Below are 24587 nucleotides of genomic sequence, written 5' to 3' on the forward strand. Positions count from 1 at the left end.
CATGCTGTGCCTGCCGGCATCGAGCCGGTCACCTCTTCCAGGTATTGGTATGACTCCGCAAGAACAACAGCTACTCGAAGATTTCCTGGCCCGCGTGCGCAGCGCCAGCGGCGTGGCGATGGATCCGCAGGCGGACGCGTTGATCCGCGAGCGCCTGGCCGGCCAGCCCGATGCCGCCTATCTGCTGGTGCAGCGGGCATTGCTGCTCGAACACGCGCTGGAGAACGCCAAGGCGCAGATCGCGCAGCTGCAGCAGGCCGCGCCGCCACCGCCGCCGGCTGCGAGTTTCCTGGGCCAGGGCTTCAATGCGGGGCCGCCGCCGTTGCCGCCCGCGCCCGCACCGCAGGCCGCACCGGGCTGGCGCGAGCGCTTGTTCGGCGGCGGCGCCAGCGTGCCGGACCAGGCGCCGGTCGCGGCGCCGGCCGCGCGCGGTCCCAGTTTTCTCGGCACCGCCGCCACCACGGCCGCAGGCGTGGCCGGCGGCATGTTGCTGTTCGAGGGCGTGGAGAGCCTGCTTGGCAGTCACCATGGCGGTTTCCTGGGCGGTGGGTCGTCGCAGCCCACCGTGGTCGAGAACGTCACCAACAACTACTACGACGATGCGCCGCTGCAGGACGCCGACCAGGACTTTTCGGACGATGGCAGCCTGGGGGGCGACGACAACTGGACCTAGGGATCTTGGCATTCCCGCTCGGCAGGCCCATCGATGAGGCTGCCGAGCGGGCCTTGCACGGCCATGGCGCCTGCGAGTTCCGCTCGGGGATAGTCGTGCTCCTTCCCTAAGACGTGGCTGTCGCATATCCGCACTGCAGTGTCGGCCGGTGGGCGCTGCTTTTTGGTCGGCGCCAGGGTGGGTTTCGCTGCGGCGAACACCACCCTGGCACCAGCGATCCGTCATGCATCCAGTCTTTATTTATTCAAATTTTCCCCTGTTTGCGTTTGCGCAACGAAAGGAAGTGACTGATGTATAAGTGGATCGGTAGCGGGCATGGCTTGGCTATCCATTCAATGTTCTATTCAGTCACTCCCATGAGTGACTCCCGCCTCCGCGACTCGACCGCGCTGCCGCTCAGCCAGGGAGCCTCGACCGCGACGATGTACGGCGGTTTGGCGTGTACGGCAGGTTCGGCGCGCTGATCGGCAACAACGACATGCCCCTAGGCAATGCGGGCGCCTTGCTTGCCGATACGCGCCCGCTGGCGCTGGCCCCTTCCTACGACATGCTGCCGATGGCGTTGCGTCCTGCGGCGAGCGGCGAAGTGGTCGAGCGCGACTACACGCTGGCCTTGCCCACACCGGAATACCGCGACGACTGGCGCGCCGCGCGACGATGGCGCTGGAGTTCTGGGAGCGTGTCGTGCAGGCCGCAGCCATTTCTGCAGACTTGCGCAGTCTGGCGGCGAGCGCATTGGCGCAACTCGCGCGAGCGATGCAGCGCAGCGGCTGACATCGATGTGACGCGGCGCCATTGACGCCTTGGCAACATTGCGCTCACGTACGCCGGACAGGCCGGCATGGAAGCTTGCGGTTCCTTCCGTTCGTGAGCCACGACCATGACTGCAGCACAATCGCGCGTCCGCCTGCACGTTGAAGACACCGGCGGGAGCGGTCGGCCCGTGGTGCTGATCCACGGTTGGCCGTTGTCGGTCGCGGCATGGCAGGCGCAGGTTGGACCGTTGCAGGACGCCGGTTACCGCGTGGTGGCCTACGATCGCCGCGGCTTCGGCCGCTCGGACAAGCCAGCCGACGGCTACGACTACGACACGCTGGCCGACGACCTGGCAGGCGTGATCGAGGACAAGGACCTGCACGACGCCGTGCTGGTGGGCTTCTCGATGGGCGGTGGCGAGGTCGCGCGCTATGTGGCCAGGCAAGGCAGTGCGCGCCTGGGCGGGGTGGTGTTCGCTTCCGCGGTACCGCCCTACATGCTCAAGACCGACGACAACCCGGACGGCCCGCTGAGCAAGGACAAGGCAGAGGAAATGAAACAGGGACTGAGCGCGTCGCGCGAGACGTTCTTCGACCAGTTCACCCGCCAGTTCTTCAGCGCCAACGGCGCGCTGAAGGTCAGCGAGGCGCAGCGGCAGGAGGCGATCGCGCTGTGCCAGCAGAGCGACCAGACCGCCGCGCTCGGCTGCATGCAGGCGTTCGGCACCACCGACTTCCGCCGCGACCTGGGCGCGGTCGATGTGCCGACCCTGGTGCTGCATGGCGACGCCGATGCGACGGTGCCGTTCGAAGGCTCCGGGCAGCGTACCCATCGCGCCATCGCCGGCAGCACGCTGGTGGTGTTGCCGGATGCGCCGCATGGCTGCAATGTCAGCCATGCCGACGCGTTCAACGCCGCGTTGTTGGCGTTCCTGGCCGGGCTCGACTGAGCGTCCGCCGGCCGAGTGGCAGTGGATGCATCGCCGCTGGCGATGCGTCGCGGCTGCGCTAGTTGCTGATGAACGTCGCCACGCTCTGCGGGTCGACATAGAACGCGGTCTGGCCGTTGCTGACCTGGTACGCGCCGCCGTAGCCGACGTTGACGCTGGCCGAGGTGCTGTACTTGGTGAAGCTGGCGGCGCTGCCGCTGGGCAGGCTGACCTTCAGTTCGCGGTACTGGGTGCCGGTGTTGACCGCGACCAGCACGATCTTGTTGTCGGCGCGCTTGTAGGCGGTGACCGCGACATCGCTGTACGGCGCGGCGGTCGCGCCGATCCGCTTGGCGCCGGGACGCACGAAGCGCGCGTACTGGGCCATCGCGTAGCCGCGCTTGCTGACCGCGCCGCCTTCGGTGATCAGGCCGTAGCTGCGGCGGATGTACCACCAGATGTAGGCGCTGTAGTTGGCGGCCATGCTCTTGTGCAGCTCGCTGGCCACGCCGAGCGCGGACGGCCAGGCGTTACCGTCGGTGTTGTCGGTGTAGTGCTCGGTCATCCACAGCTGCTTGCCCTTGTTGCGCGCCAGCGGATAGTCCTTTGGCTGCACCCCGTACAGATGGCCGCCGATGATGTCCACGTGCTGGCTGGCACTGCTGTTGAGCAACGCATCGGTCAGGTTGGGATTGAAGTTCAACGACTCGGCAGCGAGCACTTTCAGGTTGCCGAAGCTGGCGCCCTGGGCGCTGAGGAAGTTGGTGAAGTCGCTGGCGTTCCATTCCGCCGACTCGTAGTCCGGGTGCCAGTCCGGCTCGTTCTGCACGGACAGCGCGTACAGCGGCGCGCCCTTGCCGGACATGTAGGTGGAGAAGTCCAGCAGGTGCTTGGCGTAGGCGCCGTAGTACTGCGGCAGCAGCTTGCCGCCGTTGTTGAGGCTGTTGTTGGACTTCATGTACGCCGGCGGCGACCACGGCGTGGCCAGCAACACCGCGCCATGCGAGCGCGCACGCACCGCGGCCGGAACCTGCAGGCTCCAGCCCGAGCTGGAGGGGTCGATGCGCATGCGCATGATCGACAGGCCGATCTGGCCGTTGTCGCTGCCGAAGGCCAGATCGACCTGCGCCGGCGTGAGGTCGGCGATCCAGCCGGCGCCGCTCATGCCGCCGAATCCCTGGATGGTCTGGTAGGTTTCGCTGGGCGTGACGGTGACGTTCTGCGCCAGGGCGGGCGCGGCGGAAAACGCGGCCGTGGCCATCGCCAGCAGGGTGGCGAGGATCCGTGGTGTTCTCATGGGTGGCTCCGGGGGAATGGAACAGGGGTTTGTGGCAGGGCGTGACGCTACGCCGTCGACATGACATAGACAATCGGTGCATGCGCCAACTGCGGCAACTGAGATGCAGCGCGCAGGCAGCCAGGGATCGTTTCCGCGAAGCGCGTTGCAGGCGCATGGGACAGTCGCGAGGCTGTCTTGGGACACGCGCCCGGCGCAGGCGGATGCGCTGCGTACTGCTTTCGTCAGCGTCTTGCATGCCCGTCCAGGCGGGTCGTGCGGGCGTCGGCGCACGCTGCCAGGACAGCGCACGCCGCCCAGTACTGCAGCAGGCGACCCTGCGCAGGCAACGGTGCGATTGCCCGTTTTGTGCACAGTTGCGCACCCAAGTTCGACAAGTTGCACAAGTGGCGTCCCCCGCGTGCGCGCACAATGGGCGGTGGCGACGGCTCGGGGTTGCTCGCCGCCTTTCCCACTATCGACGAGTTCGCCTATGCCATCGCCTTCCTGGTTCCCGCAGCGCGCGATCGCGCTGTTGTTCGGCACGCTGTTCGCAATGGCGGCGGCATCGCCCGATGCCCGTGCGCAGGCCACGCGCTATGCCGATGCCGCGCCGTTGCTGCTGGGCGTGGCCTGGTATCCGGAGCAATGGCCGGAGGCGCAGTGGGAACACGACCTGGCGCTGATGGAGGCGGCGCACGTGCGCGTGGTGCGGATCGGCGAGTTCGCCTGGAGCCGCATGGAGCCGCGCGAGGGCCAGTACGACTTCGGGTGGATGGACCGCGCCATCGCCGCGGCGGCGCGGCACCAGATGGTGGTGGTGCTCGGCACGCCGACCGCGGCGCCGCCGGCGTGGTTGACCCAGGCGTATCCGGACACGCTGCGCGTCGGCGAGGACGGCGTGCGCGACGAACACGGCAACCGCCAGCAGTTCTCCTTCGCCAGCGCGCGCTATCGCCGTTTCGCCCATGCCATCGCCGAGCAGATGGCGCAGCGCTATGGCCGCAATCCGCACGTGGTCGGCTGGCAACTGGACAACGAGTACGCGCAGGCCTCGTTCGATCCGGAGGCCAAGGCGCAGTTCCATGCCTGGCTGCAACGCAAGTACGGCAGCATCGAGGAATTGAACCGGCGCTGGGCGACCGCGTACTGGAGCCAGACCTACAACGACTTCGCGCAGATCCCGGTGCACGAGGACGGGCAGAATCCGGCCCTGCTGCTGGAGTGGAAACGCTTCGTCAGCGACACCTGGACCGACTATTCGCGCAACCAGATCGACGCGATCCGCCCACATGCCGATCCGCGCCAGTTCATCACCACCAACACCATGGGCTGGTTCGCCGGTTTCGACGCCTACAAGGTGCACGAGGTGCTCGACATCGCCGCGTGGGACGACTATGTCGCCGGCGAGCGCTACGACTGGGTGGACAACGCGGCGCGCCACGATCTCACTCGCGGCTATAAGCAGCGCAACTACTGGGTGATGGAAACGCAGCCGGGCTTCGTCAACTGGCGTGCGACCAACGTGGCGCTGCGCAAGGGCCAGGTGCGGGCGATGGCCTGGCAGGCCGTTGCGCACGGCGCCGATGCGGTCGCGTACTGGCAGTGGCGCGCGGCGCCGAACGGGCAGGAGGAATACCACGGCACGCTGGTCGGCGCCGATGGCGAGCCGGTGCCGGTGTATGCGGAGATCCAGCAGGTCGGCGCGGAGTTCGCCAAGGCCGGCGCGGCGCTGGCGGGGACCACGCCGCACGCGGACGTGGCGCTGATCAACGATTTCGACAGCCGCTGGGCGCTGGGTTTCCAGAAGCACTCGGCCGACTTCGATCCGGTGGTGCAGATGAAGTCGTTCTACCGCCCGCTGCGGCAGCAGGCGCAGGTGGTCGACGTGGTTTCGGCGCTGGCGCCGCTGGATGGCTACAAGCTGGTGGTCGCGCCGTCGCTCAACGTGCTCAGCGAAGCGCAGGCGCAGCGGCTGAAGGCCTATGTCGAACGCGGCGGGCATCTGGTGCTGGGCCCGCGCAGCGCGATGAAGAACGCCGACAACGGCCTGCAGCCGCAGCGCCAGCCCGGTCCGCTGGGCGCGTTGCTGGGTGGCCGCGTGCAGCAGTTCTATGCGCTGGACAAGCCGGTCCCGGTCGCCGGTGCGGCCGGCGAGGGCAGCGCGAAGATCTGGGCCGAGCAACTGCAGGCGCATGCGGCGCAGACCGAGGTGCCGTTGCGCTACGGCCAGGCCAACGGCTGGCTGGACGGCGAGCCGGCGGTACTGACCCGGCGGGTCGGCAAGGGCCGCATCAGCTACGTCGGCGCCTGGCTCGACGACGCCACCCTGGATCGCCTCACCGGCGACTGGCTGCGCGCTGCGCAGGTGCGCGCGCCGCTGGCGGACGTGCCGGCGGACGTGGAGGTCGGCGTGCGCAGCGACGGCCGTCGCCGCGTGCTGGTGCTGATCAACCATGGCAGCGATGCGCAGCAGGTGCGTCTACCGACGCCGATGCGCTCGCTGCTGGGGACGGGCGCCGCCAGCGACATGGTGCAGCTGGCGCCGGAGGACGTGGCGGTGCTGGACGACCGTCGCTGAGCGCGATCGCGATGCGCGGCTGACGCCGTGCGGCCAATCCGTACCCGCGGCATGCGCGGATCGGCGCAGGAACGGCCATGGCGCATGCCCCGCACTGCGCGCGCATTGCGCGCAGTGCGCATCGCCGCGACACTTGACGTCGTGGCGCCGGCGTCCCGCCGGCCGGGAGGGAACCCGTGCGCGCGATCGATGCCGAGCACTATCTGATGGATGTCACGCTGAAGCAGGACCGCGTGGCCTCGATGCAGGCCTGGCCGTATTCGCTGCCGGCGGTGCGCAACCTGGGCGTGCTGCGCTTCCATCCCAAGGTGACCTTCATCGTCGGCGAGAACGGCAGCGGCAAGTCGACCCTGCTGGAAGCGATCGCGGTGGCCTGGGGTTTCAATGCCGAGGGCGGGACCCGGAATTTCAACTTCAGCACGCTAGCGTCGCATTCCAATCTGCACGAGGCCTTGCGCCTGGGTCGCAGTGGCCGCCGTGCGCGCGATGGGTTTTTCCTGCGCGCGGAGAGTTTCTACAATGTGGCCAGCGAGATCGAGCGTCTGGATCGGGCGCCATCGTTCAGCGCTCCCGTCATCGACAGCTACGGCGGCGTGTCGCTGCACGCGCAGTCGCACGGCGAGGCGTTCTTCGCGCTGATGCTGCACCGCTTCGGCGGCAACGGCTTCTACGTGCTGGACGAGCCGGAGGCGGCATTGTCGCCGTCGCGGCAGATGGCGATGCTGACCCGGCTGCATCAGCTGGTGCAGCAGCGCTCGCAGTTCGTGATCGCCACGCATTCGCCGATCCTGATGGCGTACCCGCATGCGGACATCCTGCAGATCGGCGAGGATGGCTTGCAGCGCGTGGCGTACCGCGACACCGAGCACTACCGGTTGACGCGCGCGTTCCTGGAGCAACCGCAGCGCATGCTCGATACGTTGCTCGGCGGCGATTGACGCCGTGTTGGCCGCGACCAGGTGCCGACGGCCGGCGCCGTGTCTGTAGAATGATGGTGCCAGCGGGCGTCGCCGCCGCCATCGCGTCGCGGCGTCTTTCTTCCCACTGGAGTTGCCTGTGCCTTCCCATCCGATGTCGCCTGTCGGGCGGCTGTTCGCCGCCGCCGCCTTCTTCGAGGGCCTGACCTGGGCCGGCCTGCTGCTCGGCATGCTGCTCAAATACGGTACCCAGACCACCGAACTGGGTGTGTGGCTGTTCGGCCGCCTGCACGGCGTGGCGTTCCTGGTCTACCTGGTCGCGAGCGTGATCGCTGCGGTGCGCCTGCGCTGGCCGTGGTGGGCGTGGCTGTTGAGTCTGCTGGCGGCGTTGCCGCCGCTGGTCACGGTGCCGCTGGAAATGTGGTTCCGCCGCATCGGGCTGCTCGGCTTGCCGCGGCAGGGCGTGCGGCGATAGGGGCAGTAGGGCCAATCACGCGCCGCTCGGCTTTTCTGCTCGGCGTAAGGCATAAAAAAAGCGGCCCCTGGGCCGCTTTTTCTTGTCCATTGCCGCCGCCGCTCAGCCGCTGGTCACCAGGTGGATGCGGTGCTTCTTGGCGTAGGCATTCTGCGCGGCGTCGAGCGCCGTCGCGTCCTTGTCGAGGGCGTCCGATTCGGTGTTCAGCCGTTCCAGCAGCGGCTGCACCTGCGCCTGGGTGTAGCCGTCGGGCAGCGCGGTGATTTCCTGCAGCGTCGCCAGCACCGTGTCGGTGTTCTTGTAGTACGACTTCAGCTTGGCGTCCATGTCCTGCGCGTCTTCGGGAATGCCGAAACCTTCGTAGCCCCGGTTGGCGCTGGCGATCTGCTTGCGCGGATTGTTCAGCGCGTTGCGGTGCGGCTGCATCGACTTCAGTTCGCTCGCATCGGCCAGCAGCTGCTCGCCGCGCTCGCCGCCGATCCACGGCGCGGTCACCGAGGTGACGCCGTTCCAGGCCGAGACGTTGTAGGTCAGGTAGTCCTCCGGCGACATGTTCTTTTTGCCGGTGGTGGGGTCGCAGGCGGACAGCGCGGTCGCGCACAGGGCCAGCAGGACGAGGGTGAGGAGATGTTTCAAGAGGAGTTTCCTTGGTGGGAACGCGCTATCCGCCGGGCGACCGGCGCGGGAGCGAAAGGCAAGGAAATCGACGCATGCGGCATGCCGGGGCGCGGCTGGCGCGATCATCCTTGATGGGTGCAATGGCGGCAGTCCGGGCCGGTAACGCGTTCTGCGCAGGCGATGCGCGGCAAGTATAGCGGCAACGCTGCGCCGGCGCGGTGGCCGCGCGCGCCCGCCGCTGCGGCGGCTTTAGAATGCAGGCCATAAACGCAGGCAGTGCAGGCGATGGGAAAGCGTCAACGACGGCAGCATGAGAACGCAGCTACGCGCGGATTCGGCCGCCGCCTGGCCGGCAGGTTGCGTTGGCCGGTATCGCTGCTGGTCGTCGCGCTGGCGGCGGCGAGCGCCTTTTTGAAGCTCTACGGGCTGGTGAAGGCAGTGCTGAGCGGCGTGTACACGAGCGGATCGCGCTTCGGCTCGCCTCAGGTGTATCTGCTGGACGCCGATCCGGGGCGCTATTGGTTCTGGATGGCATGGGACGGGGTTGTCACCCTGCTGTTGCTGCTGCTGGCGGTGGCCATCGCGTGGGTGTTTCTGGTGTTGGACAAGCCGAAGTAGCGCGCTGTCGGCGGGACATGCCGCTGCGATCACCTGCTCATGCAGCGGCGCCAGCGGTCGGCGACGCGCTGCGCGAACCAGGCGGTGGTGAGGGTGCGGGTGATCTTCGGACTTTCCAGGGTGATGCCGGGCAGGATCGCGCGCGGCAGCGGCTTGCCGGCGCTGCGTTCGGCCAATGCGAACACCTTGCGGTAGAGCGCGGTGTCGCCGAAATCGGCGGCGTTGCCGCGCTGCAGGGCGCGGCGGATCTCCTTGTCGTCCAGCGCCAGGCGCGAACCCAGACCGCGCGCGGCGCGCTCGGTGGCGCCGGGCTGGTCGATGTCGCTGCCGGGGATCAGCAGATCGCCGTCCAGCGCCAGGGTGGTGCCGCTGGCCTTCGCCAGTGCGGCCTGGAACGCCGCATTGCGGCTGGCGTACCAGCCGGCGTTGAAGTCGGCGAAGCGGTACAGCAGGGCGTCGTAGTCACTCGGGTAGCCGAGCAGGTGGCGGGTGCCGAACCACACGCCGCCGCGGCGGCTGAACACTTCGTGGCGCACCGTGTCCTGCTGCGCATACGGATATCCATCGGTATGCGCTTCGGCGAAGGCGATGCTCACCTGCATCGGCCCGCCGGTATGCACCGGGTTCAGTCCGCCGAACAGGCGCTGGCCCAGCGGCACGCTGTCGGCGAAGTCCTCGAAGATGGCGCTCAGTTCCTGCTCGGTGCGCGCGCTGGCGATGCGCTCGCCGTAGCTGCGGCCATTGGGCGAATTCACTGCCAGCGCCGCGTCGAGCATGAACGCGGGAACATGCAGCGCGGCCGCGCGGCGGCCGAGTTCGGCGCGCGAGATCCTGCCCAGGCCGGGTACTGGCGGATTGGCCTGGTAGGTGGATTCCTGTTCGATCACCGCCAGCACCGCGCAGATGTTGTCGGCGCTGGTAGCCAGTTCCTGCGAGGACAGCGCCACGTACACGTCGTTGGCCCAGCCGCTGCGGTCGGGGATCGCGGCCGGGATGCGCCGTGCGATGTCGGCCTTGATCTCGGTCGGCGTGCGCTCGGGCGCGCGCGGTGCCTGTGTGGCGCAGGCGCCGAGCAGCAGGGTGGCGCACAGGACGAACAGGCGGGCGAATGTGGGGGCGATCACGTGCGGCTGGACTCCGATGGCAGGCGCGGCGCAGTCGCCGCACGCGCCATCCTACCGTCCAGCGCGGCGCTTCATGTCTGAGGGATCGGCTGGTCGTGCGCGGGCGATGCCGCTGCGGCGCGCGCTTCCTCGCACCCCATCACATGCGCGGCGAACCCGACCTGGTCCTGGGCGACCTGCGGCCGCAGCGTCAGCTCCGGGATGGCGTAGTCGCCGCCGTTCTGCTTGCGGAACGCGATCGGCGCGGCGCTCCACAGGGTGTCCAGGCGCTGGCCGAGCGTGTCGCGGATCTGTGCGAACCGATCCGCGTCCATGCGGCTGCTGCGATAGACCACGAACGGCGGCAGCACGTCGAAGCCGGGGTAGTGCAGGATGCCGTGCTGGATCGGGAACAGCACGTCGTCGATCGGGCCGTTGATGCCGCGCGGCGCGTAGTGCGATTCCCAGCCGCCGGTGGTGACGATCAGCATCGCGCGCTTGCCGGCCAGCGTGCCCTCGCCATAGCGGTCGCCCCAGCGCGCGTCGGAATGTTCGCCGACGCCGTAGGCGAAGCCGTAGGCATAGACGCGGTCCACCCAGCCCTTCAGGATCGCCGGCATCGAGAACCACCACAGCGGGAACTGCAGCAGCACGGCGTCGGCCCAGCGCAGCTTGGCCTGCTCGGCGGCGATGTCCGCGCTCTGGCGGCCGTTGGCGAACGCGCGTTTGGAGTCCAGCGACGGATCGAAGCGATCGCCGGCCGCGCCGTCCAGGCTGTCCTGCGCATCGAGCGTCGGCTTCCACCGCATCGCATACAGATCCGACACCTGCACCTGGTGTCCGGCGGCCTGCAGGCGTTGCACGGCGACGTCCTTGAGCGCGCCGTTGAGCGATGTGGGTTCGGGATGGGCGTAGACCAGCAGGACGTTCATGGGCGATCTCGGCGATTGGGATGCGCCAAGGTAGGTCGCGGCCCGCTATAGTGGAAATGAATTACGGGAATTCCAGCTATAGCCATGATTAATTTCGGACGCCTGGACCTGAACCTGCTGCTGACCCTGGACGCGCTGCTCGCCGAGCACAACGTGACCCGCGCCGCCGCGCGCCTGCACCTGTCGCAGCCCTCGGTCAGCGTGCACCTGGCGAAATTGCGCGAGGCGCTGGACGATCCGCTGCTGCTGCCCGGGCCGCGCGGCATGCGCCCGACCGCGCGTGCCGAGGCCTTGCGCGCGCCGCTGCGGCAGGCGCTGGAGGCGCTGCAGCGTGCGGTGGCGGCGGATGCGTCGTTCGATCCCGCGCAGGCGGGCAATAGTTGGCGCGTGGCCGCGACCGACTACGGCGAATCGACCATCCTGCGACCGGCGCTGGCGGCGCTGCGCAGCGCGGCGCCGGGCACGCGGCTGGCGGTGCTGGAAATGGCGCCGTTGCAGATCGCGCGCCAGGCCGAGCAGGGCGAGATCGACCTGGCCCTGCACACCCGCGACGGCGCGCCGCCGAACCTGCGCCAGCGCACGCTGTTCGCCGAGCGCTATGTGCTGGCCGGCCGCGCCGGGCATCCGCGGCTGCAGCGGCGCCCGACGCTGGCGCAGTTCTGCAAGCTCGAACACGTGATCGTGTCGCCGGACGGCGGCGGGTTCAGCGGCGTCACCGACGCGGCGCTGCACGCGCGCGGGCTGCAGCGCCGGGTGGTGCTGTCGGTGCCGCATTTCCTGTTCGTCATCGACGCGTTGCTGCGGACCGATCTGGTGGCGATGCTGCCGGAGCGGTTGGTGCGCGCGCATCCCGGGCTGAAGGTCTGCGCGCCGCCGGTGCCCGTAGACGGTTACGAGATGGCCATGCTCTGGCACGAGCGCGTGCATCGCGATCCGGCGCATCGCTGGTTGCGCGAGCAGATTGCCGCTTCGGTGTGAAGGCAGCGCTACAGCCTTTTCCAGTGTTTTACATGGTGCGGAAGCGGCTGCGGATAGCGTTGGGTCAGCGGTCGCGATGGGCTGTCTGTCGCGGCTGAAGCCGCTCCTACAAGGGCGTGCGGCAAGCCAGCAAGGGCATGGCAAGCTGGTTGAATCCACTGTAGGAGGGGCTTCAGCCCCGACGCTTTTTTCCCGATGTCGTCAGGCCCACCGTTGCCGGTGGCCCGAGGCGACCCGGCGCGGCTCCTGCAAGGACTACGATCGAGTCGAGACAGCCTAACGACGCGTCGCCAATACCCCGTCCAGCGCCAGGTCTGCGCGGAAGCCGGCCTTCTCCAAGCGCTTGGCCACCTCGCGCGGCACGTCGCGGCCGCTGGTCAGTTTGTTCGGGCTGCCGGTGTAGTGGAACAGCCGCCCGCCGCGACGCAGCACCCGCGCGAGCTGGTCGTAGAACGCCTGCGAGTACAGCTCGCCGGCGATGCCGAAGCGCGGCGGGTCGTGCAGCAGCGCATCCATCGAATCGCTGGCGATGGCGCCGATGGCCTGGCCGACGTCGGCGTGCGCCAGCTGCAGGCGCCCCTCGCTGGCGGCCGGATCCGGCGACCACGGATTGAGCGTGCGCAGCCACAGCACGTCGGCGTTCTTCTCGAACGAGTGCAGCTGCGCCACGCCGGCCTCCAGCGCGCAGGCGGCGAAATAGCCCAGCCCGCCGCAGGTGTCGAGCACCCGCTTGCCGCGCGGTTCGATCAGCGCGACCTTGCGCCGCGCGTCCTCGAACGGGGACAGCTGCGCGCTGGGCAGCATCTTGATGCCGTCGATCTCGAAGGTCGGCGCGCCCCATTCGGTCGGCACCAGCTTGATCAGCGCGCCGCCGAAGCGCGACACCGGCGCGAAGTCTTCGCCGTCCCAGTGGTAGATCGTGCGGTCCTTGAGCCTGGACGGATACGGGTACGCCTGCCCGCGCCACTGCCAGCTGTCCGCGGCGAGCAGGGCCTGGCCCTCGCTGCGCTGCAGGTCCAGCGACCCGGTCCAGGTGGCGGCGCCGCCATCGCGTGCGGCAAGCAGCGCGTCGGCGAGCGGGCGGGTCAGCAGGGGGCCGGAGGACTGGGTCACGTGGAGGGAGGCGATGCGCCAGCGCGCGCTGCGCGAGGCCGGGTCGTCGAGATGGGGGAGGGCATCGTAACCGAGGCCCGGTGCGAAGTCCTGCGCTGGCGCGGCCGCGGCGTGCCAGGCCTGCGGTCGTCGGCATGCGTCGCACGGCAATCGTCGGCGACGGCGGAGCAGTCCGCACAGCGGCACGCGGCTCGCGTGTGCTGGTTGCGGCGAACCGTCATGGTGGCCGTGGCGATGGCGACGCATAATGACGCCGTCCTCTCCCCTCAATGGCCGACGCCGCTCGCGGCGCCAGCGCCCAGGATCCGCGATGCTCAAAGGTGTGCTGCTCGGTTTCGCCTGCTATGCCGCCTATTCGATCAGCGATGCGTTCGTGAAGGGCCTGGAGGGCACGCTGCCGGCGTACGAGGTGGTGTTCTTCGGCGCGTTGCTGATGCTCGCCGCGCTGCCCTTCCTGAAGAAGCGCGGCGACCGCTGGCGCGAGGTGGTGGTGGCGCAGCGCCCCAGCATCTGGCTGCTGCGCGCGTTCACCGGCGCGGTCGGCAATCTGTCGGCGGTCACTGCGTTCACGCTGTTGCCGATGGCCGAGGCGTTCGCGCTGATCTTCCTGATGCCGATCTTCGTCACCGTGCTGTCGGTGCTGCTGCTCAAGGAGGAGGTGCGCTGGCGGCGCTGGCTGGCGGTGATCGTCGGCTTCATCGGCGTGCTGATCGTGTTGCGGCCCGGCTTCCGGCACCTGGGCGAGGGCCATGTCGCGGCCATCGTCTGCGGCCTGGTCGGGGCGATCTCGGTGATCAGCCTGCGCATGGCCGGGCCGGGCGAGAAGCGCCTGACCCTGTACGGCGCCGGCGTGCTCGGCCCGCTGCTGATGGGGGCGCTGCTGATGCTGCCGACCTTCGTGTGGCCGACCTGGCAGCAATGGGTGCTGCTCGCCGGCTATGGCCTGCTCGCGGGGCTGGCGGCGATCTTCCTGATGTACGCGTCGCGGCTGGCCCCGGTCAGCGCGGTCGCGCCGACCCAGTACAGCCAGATGCTGTGGGCGATCGGCTTCGGCTACTGGCTGTTCCACGACCACCTGGACTGGCCGATGCTGGTCGGCATCGCGCTGATCCTGGGCGCAGGGCTGTTCACCCTGGTGCGCGAGGAAAAAGTCACGCAGTGGTGGCGCCGCACCAAGATCGTCTGACGCGCCGGCGCCCGGGTGTGGCGCGCCTTGTGCCGATTTCCGCGCGCAACGCGTGCGCAGCGCTCTGGCGCGTGCGCGTCGCATCTTCTATGTTGTCGGATCGTCCCCGCCGATGGCCGCGCCCATGTCCGACCCGTCCGCCCAGCCCGACCATCTCAAGCGCAGTCTGTCCAACCGCCACCTGCAGCTGATCGCGATCGGCGGCGCCATCGGCACCGGCCTGTTCATGGGCTCGGGCAAGACCATCAGCCTGGCCGGGCCGTCGATCCTGTTCGTGTACCTGATCATCGGCGCGATGCTGTTCTTCGTGATGCGCGCGATGGGCGAACTGCTGCTGTCGAACCTGGAGTACAAGTCGTTCATCGACTTCTCCACCGACCTGCTCGGCCCCTGGGCCGGGTTCTTCTGCGGCTGGACCTACTGGTTCTGCTGGATCATCACCGCCATCGCCGACGTGATCGCGATCGCCGCCTATGCCCAGTTCTGGTTCCCCGGCCTGGCGCCGTGGATTCCGGCGATGCTGTGCGTGCTGTTGCTGCTGAGCCTGAACCTGGTGACGGTGAAGCTGTTCGGCGAAATGGAATTCTGGTTCGCGCTGATCAAGATCGTGGCCATCTGCGCGTTGATTCTCACCGGCGCCGGGCTGGTGGCCTGGGGCTTCCAGTCGCCGTCGGGGCATGTGGCGGCGCTGGCCAATCTGTGGAACGACGGCGGCATGTTCCCGATGGGCGTCGGCGGCTTCTTCGCCGGTTTTCAGATCGCGGTGTTCGCCTTCGTCGGCATCGAGCTGGTCGGCACCACCGCCGCCGAGACCGCCGACCCGCAGCGCAACCTGCCCAAGGCGATCAATTCGATCCCGGTGCGGATCCTGGTGTTCTACGTGCTGGCGCTGATCGCGATCATGGCGGTGACGCCGTGGCGCGAGGTGGTGCCGGGCAAGAGCCCGTTCGTGGAGCTGTTCGTGCTGGCCGGGGTGCCGGCCGCGGCCAGCCTGATCAACTTCGTGGTGCTGACCTCCGCCACTTCGTCGGCCAACAGCGGCATCTTCTCCACCAGCCGCATGCTCTACGGCCTGGCCGAGGAGCGGCATGCGCCGCGCGGTTTCGCCCGGCTGTCGCGCGCGGCGGTGCCGGCGCGCGGCCTGCTGTTCTCCTGCGCGTGCCTGCTCGGCGGCACGCTGCTGGTGTACCTGATCCCGAACCTGGTCACCGCCTTCACCCTGGTCACCACGCTGGCCGCGGTGCTGTTCATGTTCGTCTGGTCGCTGATCCTGTGCGCGTACATCGCCTACCGGCGCAAGCGCCCGCAGCTGCATGCGGCCTCGGCGTTCAAGATGCCCGGCGGCGTGGTCATGTGCTACGTGTGCCTGGCGTTCTTCGCCTTCGTGCTGGCGTTGCTGACGCTGCAGGACGACACCCGGCAGGCGTTGCTGGCCAGCCCGGCCTGGTTCCTGCTGCTGGGCATCGGCTATGCGTTGAAGCGCCGCGGTGGCGCGCGTGCCTGAGCGGCGGCAGCGTGGCGAGGGCCGGCCGTAGCGCGGCGATGGCGCTGTTCGGCGCGATGGCGCGGCGTTGGTCGCCGCGCCGCGTGCCTGCGCCGTTGACGTTCGCTTCAGCCGCGGCGGAGGATGCTCGCGCCCTCCCGCCATCAAGCCGATCCCGATGATCACGATCCACCGCATTGCCGGAACCTCCGCGCAACCGTTCTGCTGGGTGGATCTGTGCCAGCCCAGCCGCGAGGAACTCGCCGAAGCCGACCGGCAGGTGGGGTTCGCCTTGCCCACGCGGGCGGCGATCGGCGAGATCGAGTTCAGCAGCCGGGTGCGCATCGAGGGCGATGTGCTGTTCCTCAACGTGCCGCGCTTCCAGGACGACGACGGCCCGACCGCGCCGCTGGGCTTCGCGCTGTCGCCGCGGATGCTGGTGACCCAGCGCGAGCAGCGCATGGACTCGCTGGAAGCGGTGGCTGCGCAACTGGAAAAGAACCCGTGCCGGACCAGCGACGATCTGCTGCTGCGCCTGCTCGGTCAGGTGGTCGGCCGCCTGGCTGACCGGCTGGAAGCGTTGGAGGCGGAGATCACCGAGACCACGCGCGCTGTCTTCGACGAACCCTACAAATCGCGCGACATGGAGCGGATGCTGCGCCAGGTCGGCGGCATGGGCCGGCGGCTCGGCGGCATGCACAACGCCGGGCAGGGCCTGTTGCGCCTGGCCACCTACCTGGACGGCGCCGCGCCGGACTGGTTCGGCGCCGATGCGGCCAAGCGGATCGGCCTGCTGCACAAGGACCTGGTCACCCTGGGCGAGTTCGAGCAGCATCTGGACGACCGCGTCGAGTTCCTGCTCGACAGCGTGCTGGGCATGATCAACATGGACCAGAACAACGTGATGAAGGTGATGGCGGTGGCGTCGGTGGTGGGCATTCCGCCGACGGTGCTGGTCGGCATCTGGGGCATGAACTTCGCGCACATGCCCGAACTCAAGTGGCACGACGCCTATTACTGGGCGCTGGGCGTGATCGCGCTGAGCGTGGTGCTGCCGCTGGCGTGGTTCCGCCGCCGCGGCTGGGTGTGAGCGCGGCGGCGGGTGCAGGCGCTCGCGATTGCTAGGCGGCGAGGCTGTCCGCCTCGGTTTCCGCCTCGCTGTCGTCGCGCTCCTCGCCGCTGACGTGCTGCACCGGCGCGATGTCCCAGGACACCGTGTCCGGATCGATCAGTGCATGGATCGCGGCGCCTTGCAGGTCGCGCATCAGCCGCCGCGCCGAGGCGGTGCCGTGCGCCACGCTGTCCCACAGCAGCATGTCGACCACGGTGCCGTCGCGGCGCCGCGCGATGCGCCGCGAGCGGAAGCCGGGCTGGCGTTGCAGCCAGGCATCGACCTCGGCGTTGGCGCGCAGGAAGGTGCGCCAGGTGCAGTCCTGCAGGCGGAAGGTGGTGATTTCCAGGGCTTCGCTATGCGCTTGCATCGGCTCAGCCCTGCGCTTTGCGCGGCGCGGCGCAGTGTGGGGAAAGCGGGCGGCACGGCACGGCGGCGGCGATCGGCGCACAGGTGGGGGAGGAGGGGAGCAGGATGGGCATGGGAGCACTCCGGTAGACGCGACGGGGGATCCGGCCTGAACAGAATGCGAGCGCGGCGCCGTGCCGCGTTATCGCGATCCCGCGGAATTCTTGTCCGATCCTGCAAACCGTGCCGCGGCGGCGAACGCGCCGTCGCAGCATCAGGCAAGCTGTATGTCCCTGGATTGCCCGCCACCGCGCCCGACGCCGATGACCGCGCTCGCCGACCGCTATCAAGAAATCGCCGCACTCATTGCCCGATTGGCCGTCCCCGACGGCGACGGCGAGACTGCCATCGACGGCTTGTTCTGTTCCTACCGCACCGCGCCCTCGCCAAAGGCACACACCGCGCAATGGCCCTGCTTCGCCCTGGTGGTGCAGGGCGAGAAGTGCCTGAGCCTGGGCACGGAGGAATACCGCTACGCGGCCGGCACCTATCTGCTGGTGGCGCTGGACCTGCCGGTGGTATCGCGCATCACCCAGGCCAGCCCGGAGCAGCCATTGCTGGGCTTGGCCATGGCGATCCGCCCGGACCGGCTGCGCGACCTGCTCGAACGCATTCCGCTGCCGGCGCAGGCCAGCGCCGATTGCGTGCGCGGTGTGTCGGTCAACACCGCCAGCGCGGCGTTGCTGGATGCGACGCTGCGCATGCTCCGGTTGCTGGAACAGCCCGACGACATCGCCGCGATGGCGCCGCTGATCGAGCAGGAAATCCTGTATCGCCTGCTGACCGGACCGTGCGGCCCGAACCTGCTGCGCATCGCGCAGGAGGACAGCCCCAGCAACCGTATCGCCAAGGCGATCGCGTGGTTGCGCCAGCACTACGCCGAACCGATACGGATCGAAGACCTGGCGCGGCAGGTGAACATGAGCGCGTCTTCGCTGCATCACCATTTCAACGCGGTGACCTCGATGACCCCGCTGCAATACCAGAAGCAGCTGCGCCTGCGCGAGGCGCGGCGGCTGATGGTGGTGGAGCGGATGGACGTGGGTTCGGCCGGCTATCGCGTCGGCTACCAGAGCCCGTCGCAGTTCAGCCGCGAATACAGCCGCCTGTACGGCCGTTCGCCGCGCAATGACCTGGCCGAACAGCTCGGCCTGAGTGGCTGATCGCGCCGACGTGGTCTATCGTGCCCGGCCCGAGTGCAGGCCGAGGCCGCTGCGATGGAAGGTTCCGACGAGACCGCGAGCAAGTTCCTGAGCTGGGTGCTGCGGCACCAGCCGCAGGCGATCGGACTGCAGCTCGATGCGCAGGGCTGGGCATCGATCGACGCACTGCTGCGGCTGGCGCAGCCCACGCATCCGTTGACCCCCGCGCAACTGCAGCGGGTGGTGGCGGACAGCGACAAGCAGCGTTTCGCGATCAGCGCCGATGGCCTGCGCATCCGCGCCAACCAGGGGCATTCGCTGCCGGTGGACCTGGGTCTTGCATCCGTGGAGCCGCCGCCGCAGCTGTACCACGGCACGGCGACCCGCTTTTTGGACGCGATCCGCCGCGATGGGCTGCTGCCGGGCCAGCGCCAGCACGTGCACCTGTCGGTGTCGGCGGACACGGCGTTGCAGGTCGGGCAGCGCTATGGACGGGCGGTGTTGCTGACGGTGCGCGCGCAGGCCATGGCCGAGGCCGGGCATGCGTTCCATCGCGCCGACAACGGCGTCTGGCTGACCGCGCAGGTGCCGGTGGCGTTCATCGATTTCGCAGGCGCGCTCGCTTAGGGAGGCCGCCAGCACGCGCGCTTCCCTGCGCCGCGCGCTTTGTCTAAGGTGCCTGACCATTCGTCGCGCGGGCAGGATATGAGAAAGACCGGGGTGTGGCTGCTGTTGCTGGCGCTGGTATCGCTCGCGTTGTTCGCTTGGTGGCGAAGCGAACGTCCGCACAGCGCGGCGCGCACCAGCGCACCGGCGCCGACGTTGTTGGGTTGGCTGGCGCAGCTGCAGTGGGTGGCCGGCGACGGCGTGCGCGGCCTGGCCGATGGCGCCGCGGGACGCGCACGCTTCGCCGATCCCTACGGCATCGTGGTCGATGCGCACGGCGTGCTGTACGTGGCCGATGCCGGCGACAACAACCGCATTCGCCGCATCGCCCGCGACGGCACGGTCGCCACCGTTGCCGGCGGCGCCGAAGGCTTCGCCGACGGCATCGCCAGTGCGGCGCGCTTCGCCACGCCATCGGGCATCGCCGTGGATGCGGCGGGCACGCTGTACATCGCCGATACCGGCAACCATGCGATCCGCAAGCTCAGCGCGCAGGGCGTGGTGACGACGCTGGCCGGCGACGGCACGGCCGGCTTCCGCGACGGTCCGGCCGCGCAGGCGCGCTTCAACGGCCCGATGGGCGTGGCGGTGGATGCGCAGGGACGCGTCTACGTCGCCGACACCTACAACGATCGCATCCGCGTGATCGAGCGCGACGGCCAGGTGCGCACGCTCGCCGGCGGTGATCGCCCCGGCTATGCCGATGGCATGGGCGCCGAAGCGCGCTTCGATACGCCGACCGATCTGAAAGTGGATCGCGCCGGCGTGCTGTGGATCGCCGACCTGCGCAACGACGCGATCCGCCAGCTGCTGCCGGACGGGCGGGTGGTCACCCTGGCCGGCGCCAGCGAGGCGTCGCCGCTATCTCGGCCGCTGAGCCTGGGGCTGACCTTCGATGGCCACGGCTACGTCGGCAGCGACGACGGCCGCGTGTTGCAGGTCACCTCGACCGGACACGTGCTGGTGCTGTCCGGCGAGCGCAGCGACACCCGCCTGGCGCGTCCGGCCGGCGTGACCGTGGCCGCGGACGGCGCGGTCTATGTCACCGATGCGGGCAGCGCGCGGGTGCACCGGTTGCTGCCGACCACGCCGCAGGCCGCTGCCGCCGCCGCGCCCGTGGTGATCGGACCCGCCGCCGCACAGCCGCTGCCAATCACCCACGGCCGCTGGCCGTTGCGTCCGCAGGACGGCTGGCACGAGGTGGTCGGCACGCTCGGCGAGGTGCGCGGCAACTACCAGGGCGAGAGTCGCGACCATCTGCATGCGGGCCTGGATATCCGTGGCGACGTCGGGCAGACGGTCTACGCCATCGCCGATGCCAAGGTCGCCAGCGCCAGCGCGACCTGGGCGCTGGGCAAGCTCGGCGAAGGCATGGCGCTGGACCAGCTCGGCTACATCCACATGCGCGTCGGCCGCACCGCGCAGGGCGCGTTGCTGGATCCGCAGCGCTTCCATCTGCTCGCCGACGACAGCGGCGCGCCGGAACGGGTGCGCGTGCTGCGCGGCACCCGCTTCGCCGCCGGCGACGCGCTGGGCACGATCAACGCGATGGCGCATGTGCATCTGAGCGTGGGCGCCAGCGGCTTCGAACGCAATGCGGTGCTGCTCGGTTTCCGCGACTACGCCGATCACTACCCGCCGCAGATCCAGCGCATCGAGCTGTTCGACGGCAACGGCCAGGCGCTGCCGGCGACGCAAGGACGGGTACGGGTGGCGCGCGGCAACGGCGGCGTGCAGATCGTGGTGGAGGCCTGGGACCAGGTGGATCGCAACCTGCCGCGCCGGCGCCTTGGCCTGTATGCGCTGGGCTACGAGGTGCTGGATGCGCAAGGCCGGCCGCTGCCCGGTGCCGCGCCGGCGCAGCCGGGCATCCGGTTCGACCGCATGCCCGCCGATGCCGATGCGGTGAAGGTGGCGTACGCGGCCGACAGCGGCATCACCGTGCACGGCAGCGCCACGACCCGCTTCCGCTACGTGGTGACCAACACCGTGCGCGACGGCCGCATTGCCGAAGGGCGATGGCAGCCGAGCGCACTGCCCGCGGGCGACTATCTGATCCGCATCACCGCAAGCGACTACAGCGGCAACCAGGCCATTGCGAATCGCGACCTGCGGGTGACGCTGGAGTAGGCGCAGGGCACCGCGGCGAGATGCGCGCGCGACACGTTGAGCCATCTGCAGAGGCGCGTTCCGGAGCCGATGCTCTTGTCGATCTGCAGGCATGCGCCCTTTTTGTGGGAGCGACTTCCGTCGCGACGGGCGTTACCGATAAAGCCCGTCGCGACTGAAGTCGCTCCCACAACGCTGCGTCACCTTCGAATACCCGTGTGGGGCGTGTTCTGGCACAGTCATCGCGCGCGGAGAACGCCAGTTGCGTCCTCCGCACAACGGCGATCGCCAGCGCACCTGCCTACTGCAGCTGCTTGAGCCGTTCGACGATTTCTTCGGCGTGGCGGCCGACCAGGCCTTCGGACGTGCCCCAGGCGCTGGTATTGGTCGACTCGACATCGAAACGCGCAGCGGTCTTGCCATCTGCGCCCGCGACCTCGACCTTGCTCTTGATCTTGTCGCGCCCGGCCATGATGCCGGCCCAGAAACGCGCACCGTTGCTGCGCATGTAGTAATGGTCGATGGTGATCGTCATCTTGCGCGCGTCGGCACTGCCCTCGGCACCGCGCAGATGCGCCGCGTCCAGTTTTTCGTCGAGCTGGCGCTGGAACATGCCCAGGCTTTCGGCATCGGTGTCTTCGTTGCCTTTGACCTGGTACCAGTAGGTTTCCGGCGCCGCGGCCTTGTAGCTCTGGCGCACCACGCTATTGGTCGAGCACCCGGCCACCAGCATCACGCTCGCCAGCGCGAGCGCGCTCCATCCGTTCTTCATGAGTGTCCCCTTGTCGATGTCCCTTTCTGCCGGAGCGATCGCCGCCGGCGTCGGCAGCATAGCGCCTTGCCGGCGGGATCGCGAAGGGCCGCCGGGCGCTCTCCGCATGCACCGCCGGCGCCATGCACTGCGGCGACTGGCGACTGGCTGCCTGCGATGCGGGCGCTAGTCCGCCGCATCTCCCAACCACGGCGCCTGTGCCTTGCGGTACTCGCCGCTGGCCTTGCTCAGGTGCAGCCACTGGTCCACGTAGGCCTTCCAGGCCATGTCGTCGCGCGGCAGCAGGAACGCCTTTTCGCTGTACTGCAGCGGCTGTTGCGGATTCACCGCGCACAGGCCGGGCATGCGGCGCTGCTGAAAGCGCGCTTCGGAAGCATCGGTGATCATCACGTCGGCGCGGCCTTCGAGCAGCTCGCGGAAGATCGCGGTGTTGTCGTCGGACAGGGTCAGCCGCGCCTGCGGCAGTTCGCGGCGGGCGAAGGCTTCATTGGTGCCGCCGCGCGGTTCGATCACCCGCACCTCGGCGCGATCGATCTGCGCGATGTCGCGATAGCGCTGCTGGTCGGCGCAGCGCACCAGCGGGATCTTGCCGTCCACGTCGAGCACGGCGCTGAACCAGGCGTGGCGCTGCCGCTGCAGCGACACCGAGATGCCGCCGACGGCGATGTCGCAGCGATCGGCGAGCAGGTCCGGCAGCAGCGTCGCCCAGCGCGTGGGGACCCAGGTCACCGGCACCTCCAGGCTGGCCGCGAGCGATTGCGCCAGGGCGATGTCGATGCCTTCGTAGCCGCCGTCCGCACGCAGCAGGCTGTAGGGCAGGTAGTCGCCGGTGGTGCACACGCGCAGCGTGCCGCGCTGCGCGATGCTGTCCAGGTGCGACGGCGCGGCAGTGGCCGGGAGCGCCGCGGCGGCGCTCAGCAGGCAGGCGCCCAGCCATCGGATCGTTGCGTGCTTCATGGCAGACGGGTTTTCACGACGGGGCGTTCTCCAAACCAGGGGGGCGACGCGTGTTGGCTGTACGCCGGCTGTCGCTGCAGCGGCGCCGGCCACCTTAGCCGGTTTCCTCGCGACACGGCGCAGCGTCAAGCGTGGCGGGGGTTTTGCACCCGCAGTCCGGCGGCGGGTGGCAGCGCATGACGGCGTTGGACGCCGATTGACACGTTGCGGCACAGGAACTCACGGCACCATAGCGGAGTCCGGAGACAATCCTCCGGTGGACGCATACCTCGCTATGGAATCTCGATCGTCGTGACGTCTGCGCCTGCGGAAGACCGGCTGCTGCACCTGGGCGCGGCCGCCACCACCTTGCTGATCCTGCTGTTGCTCGGCCGCCTGCTGTTGATCGCGCCGGCGGCGCCGCCGCCGCGCGTCCACGACGCGATGCGGCTGGTGTTCGTGCCGCGCCCGGAACCGGTCGCCGCGCCGCCGCCGTCACCGCAGGCCGCCCAGTCCGCGCCGCATGCCGCGGCACGGCGCGCGCCGGCCGCCGCGCGCGCGGCGCAAGCGCCGCTGCCGCCCCCGACCCGCACGGCCGCCCCTGTGGCCACGCAGGCCGCGCCGATGAGCGCCACGCTGTACACCCGCGACGGCAGCGCGCGGTTGCCGGACGGCGTGGCGGTGGATCCGTTCGCCGAGGCGCAAGGCACCCCGCCGGGCACCACCAATCCGCGCGACCTGGCCAAGGCCAAGCGCCTGCTCGAGCGTCCGAACCCGATCGACTACCGGCCCACCCGCTTCGACAAGGATTGGGCCACCAGCGGCACCCTGGGCGACGTGGCGATGCAGGGCATCGGCGATGCGATGAAGAAGATGCTGCCCAAGAGCACCCACCAGTCGGCGGTGGCGCGGCCGCCGCCGGACGTGCGCTTCAACCCGGCGCTGCACGAGCGCCCGGGCGACCTCGGCAGCGAGGCCACCGGCGATGCCTACAAGGCCGCGCCGATCGCGTTGGAAAAGGCGCCGGGCCTGGACGGCGAAGCCAGCCGCCGCATCCGCAAGGCGATCGGCGAACTGGAGCAGCGCCGCGCGGCCTGCCCGGCGGCGCAGCGCAGCCGCCTGCTGCAGCCGGTGCTGGACAATCTGGACGAACTGCAGCGCGTGGAAAAGGCCATGGCCCACGGCGCCGACCCGATCCTGGCGCAGCAGACCCTGCCGCGCGCCGCCGACAGCGCCTACGACCTGGCGCGGCGCGCGCTGTGGTATGCCGACCAGAAACTGGCGGCGTGCGCGCCGTAGCGGTGGCGCTTTCCCGGCTGCGTGCCGTTGTAGGAGCGGCTTCAGCCGCGACAAGCGGCGTGGGCCGGCTATCCGCGCTCGGAAGCAGTCGAGACTGAAGTCCCTCCCACAGTGCATCCGGCCGGCGCGCCGCAAGCCTCTCCTGTAGGAGCGGCTTCAGCCGCGACAAACGGCGTGGGCCGGCTATCCGATCTCGGAAGCGGCCAGGACTGAAGTCCCCCCACAGTGCACCCGGCCGGCGCGCCGCAAGCCTCTCCTGTAGGAGCGGCTTCAGCCGCGACAAACGGAGTGGGCTGGCTATCCGATCTCGGAAGCGGCCGGGACTGAAGTCCCCCCACAGTGCACCCGGCCGGCTCGCCGCAAGCCTCTCCTGTAGGAGCGGCTTCAGCCGCGACGAACGGAGCGGGCTGGCTATCCGATCTCGGAAGCAGCCGGGACTGAAGTCCCCCCACAGTGCACCCGGCCGGCTCGCCGCAAGCCTCTCCTGTAGGAGCGGCTTCAGCCGCG

The 24587-nt window shown here is 69.3% G+C and carries 23 protein-coding genes; 15 read left to right on the top strand and 8 right to left on the bottom strand.

Features of this window, described 5'->3' with window-relative positions:
* The first annotated feature begins 49 nt into the window (after positions 1–49).
* The 3 genes from JR064_RS15185 to JR064_RS15195 all read left to right on the top strand — a co-directional run bounded on the left by JR064_RS15185 (position 50) and on the right by JR064_RS15195 (position 2378).
* A complete protein-coding gene (locus tag JR064_RS15185; RefSeq protein WP_206230273.1) occupies positions 50–673 on the top strand; it encodes a DUF2076 domain-containing protein in 624 nt (207 codons plus the stop codon).
* Between the two features lie 439 nt (positions 674–1112).
* Entirely contained in the window at positions 1113–1472 is a 360-nt protein-coding gene (locus JR064_RS15190) for a hypothetical protein (protein WP_206230274.1), read from the top strand.
* Between the two features lie 81 nt (positions 1473–1553).
* Entirely contained in the window at positions 1554–2378 is an 825-nt protein-coding gene (locus JR064_RS15195) for an alpha/beta fold hydrolase (protein WP_206230275.1), read from the top strand.
* A gap of 58 nt (positions 2379–2436) precedes the next feature.
* Here JR064_RS15195 and JR064_RS15200 read toward each other — a convergent pair whose 3' ends face one another.
* On the bottom strand, positions 2437–3654 hold the full coding sequence (locus JR064_RS15200) for a glycoside hydrolase family 30 protein (RefSeq protein WP_425510303.1): 1218 nt from the start codon (positions 3652–3654) through the stop codon (positions 2437–2439).
* 472 nt (positions 3655–4126) lie between these two features.
* Here JR064_RS15200 and JR064_RS15205 point away from each other — a divergent pair, with 472 nt between their 5' ends.
* The 3 genes from JR064_RS15205 (at position 4127) to JR064_RS15215 (ending at position 7606) form a co-directional block, all read left to right on the top strand.
* On the top strand, positions 4127–6214 hold the full coding sequence (locus JR064_RS15205) for a beta-galactosidase (protein WP_206230276.1): 2088 nt from the start codon (positions 4127–4129) through the stop codon (positions 6212–6214).
* Positions 6215–6390: 176 nt separating this feature from the next.
* Positions 6391–7152 carry an AAA family ATPase gene (locus JR064_RS15210; RefSeq protein WP_206230277.1) on the top strand — a complete coding sequence of 254 codons (762 nt, stop codon included), beginning with the start codon at positions 6391–6393 and terminating at the stop codon, positions 7150–7152.
* 133 nt (positions 7153–7285) lie between these two features.
* Complete coding sequence (locus JR064_RS15215; RefSeq protein ID WP_206230297.1) at positions 7286–7606, top strand: DUF3817 domain-containing protein; 321 nt, start codon at positions 7286–7288, stop codon at positions 7604–7606.
* A gap of 102 nt (positions 7607–7708) precedes the next feature.
* On the opposite strand, the gene JR064_RS15220 is transcribed toward JR064_RS15215, so the two are convergent.
* A complete protein-coding gene (locus JR064_RS15220; RefSeq protein ID WP_206230278.1) occupies positions 7709–8242 on the bottom strand; it encodes a hypothetical protein in 534 nt (177 codons plus the stop codon).
* 267 nt (positions 8243–8509) lie between these two features.
* Here JR064_RS15220 and JR064_RS15225 point away from each other — a divergent pair, with 267 nt between their 5' ends.
* Positions 8510–8842 (top strand): hypothetical protein, encoded by a 333-nt coding sequence (locus JR064_RS15225; RefSeq protein ID WP_241093094.1) that lies wholly within the window; start codon positions 8510–8512, stop codon positions 8840–8842.
* A gap of 29 nt (positions 8843–8871) precedes the next feature.
* Here the strand turns inward: JR064_RS15225 and JR064_RS15230 are convergent, their stop codons facing one another.
* Entirely contained in the window at positions 8872–9963 is a 1092-nt protein-coding gene (locus JR064_RS15230; protein WP_206230299.1) for a DUF1615 family protein, read from the bottom strand.
* A 74-nt stretch (positions 9964–10037) separates the two neighbouring features.
* Entirely contained in the window at positions 10038–10877 is an 840-nt protein-coding gene (locus JR064_RS15235; RefSeq protein ID WP_206230279.1) for an NAD(P)H-dependent oxidoreductase, read from the bottom strand.
* A gap of 84 nt (positions 10878–10961) precedes the next feature.
* Here JR064_RS15235 and JR064_RS15240 point away from each other — a divergent pair, with 84 nt between their 5' ends.
* Positions 10962–11855: a LysR family transcriptional regulator gene (locus JR064_RS15240; protein WP_206230280.1), complete on the top strand. Its 894-nt coding sequence runs from the start codon at positions 10962–10964 to the stop codon at positions 11853–11855.
* A 276-nt stretch (positions 11856–12131) separates the two neighbouring features.
* Here the strand turns inward: JR064_RS15240 and JR064_RS15245 are convergent, their stop codons facing one another.
* Complete coding sequence (locus JR064_RS15245; RefSeq protein WP_206230281.1) at positions 12132–12968, bottom strand: SAM-dependent methyltransferase; 837 nt, start codon at positions 12966–12968, stop codon at positions 12132–12134.
* A 310-nt stretch (positions 12969–13278) separates the two neighbouring features.
* Between JR064_RS15245 and JR064_RS15250 the strand changes: the two genes are divergently transcribed.
* The 3 genes from JR064_RS15250 (at position 13279) to JR064_RS15260 (ending at position 16727) form a co-directional block, all read left to right on the top strand.
* Positions 13279–14154: a DMT family transporter gene (locus JR064_RS15250; protein WP_191826855.1), complete on the top strand. Its 876-nt coding sequence runs from the start codon at positions 13279–13281 to the stop codon at positions 14152–14154.
* Between the two features lie 124 nt (positions 14155–14278).
* Entirely contained in the window at positions 14279–15658 is a 1380-nt protein-coding gene (gene cycA, locus JR064_RS15255) for a D-serine/D-alanine/glycine transporter (protein WP_206230282.1), read from the top strand.
* 157 nt (positions 15659–15815) lie between these two features.
* On the top strand, positions 15816–16727 hold the full coding sequence (locus JR064_RS15260; protein WP_206230283.1) for a CorA family divalent cation transporter: 912 nt from the start codon (positions 15816–15818) through the stop codon (positions 16725–16727).
* A gap of 31 nt (positions 16728–16758) precedes the next feature.
* On the opposite strand, the gene JR064_RS15265 is transcribed toward JR064_RS15260, so the two are convergent.
* On the bottom strand, positions 16759–17118 hold the full coding sequence (locus JR064_RS15265) for a hypothetical protein (protein WP_206230284.1): 360 nt from the start codon (positions 17116–17118) through the stop codon (positions 16759–16761).
* Between the two features lie 301 nt (positions 17119–17419).
* On the opposite strand from JR064_RS15265, the gene JR064_RS15270 reads away from it, so the two are divergent.
* The 3 genes from JR064_RS15270 (at position 17420) to JR064_RS15280 (ending at position 21094) form a co-directional block, all read left to right on the top strand.
* Positions 17420–18319, top strand: a complete 900-nt coding sequence (locus JR064_RS15270) for an AraC family transcriptional regulator (RefSeq protein ID WP_206230300.1) — start codon at positions 17420–17422, stop codon at positions 18317–18319.
* Positions 18320–18373: 54 nt separating this feature from the next.
* Complete coding sequence (locus JR064_RS15275) at positions 18374–18925, top strand: RNA 2'-phosphotransferase (protein ID WP_206230285.1); 552 nt, start codon at positions 18374–18376, stop codon at positions 18923–18925.
* Positions 18926–19003: 78 nt separating this feature from the next.
* Positions 19004–21094 (top strand): NHL repeat-containing protein, encoded by a 2091-nt coding sequence (locus JR064_RS15280; protein WP_206230286.1) that lies wholly within the window; start codon positions 19004–19006, stop codon positions 21092–21094.
* A 280-nt stretch (positions 21095–21374) separates the two neighbouring features.
* On the opposite strand, the gene JR064_RS15285 is transcribed toward JR064_RS15280, so the two are convergent.
* Positions 21375–21845, bottom strand: a complete 471-nt coding sequence (locus JR064_RS15285) for a DUF4410 domain-containing protein (protein WP_191826876.1) — start codon at positions 21843–21845, stop codon at positions 21375–21377.
* A 165-nt stretch (positions 21846–22010) separates the two neighbouring features.
* A complete protein-coding gene (locus JR064_RS15290) occupies positions 22011–22802 on the bottom strand; it encodes a transporter substrate-binding domain-containing protein (protein WP_206230287.1) in 792 nt (263 codons plus the stop codon).
* A gap of 291 nt (positions 22803–23093) precedes the next feature.
* On the opposite strand from JR064_RS15290, the gene JR064_RS15295 reads away from it, so the two are divergent.
* Complete coding sequence (locus JR064_RS15295) at positions 23094–24080, top strand: hypothetical protein (RefSeq protein WP_191826860.1); 987 nt, start codon at positions 23094–23096, stop codon at positions 24078–24080.
* Positions 24081–24587 lie beyond the last annotated feature (507 nt).

It is taken from the genome of Xanthomonas bonasiae, assembly GCF_017163705.1.
Lineage (GTDB): Bacteria > Pseudomonadota > Gammaproteobacteria > Xanthomonadales > Xanthomonadaceae > Xanthomonas_A > Xanthomonas_A bonasiae.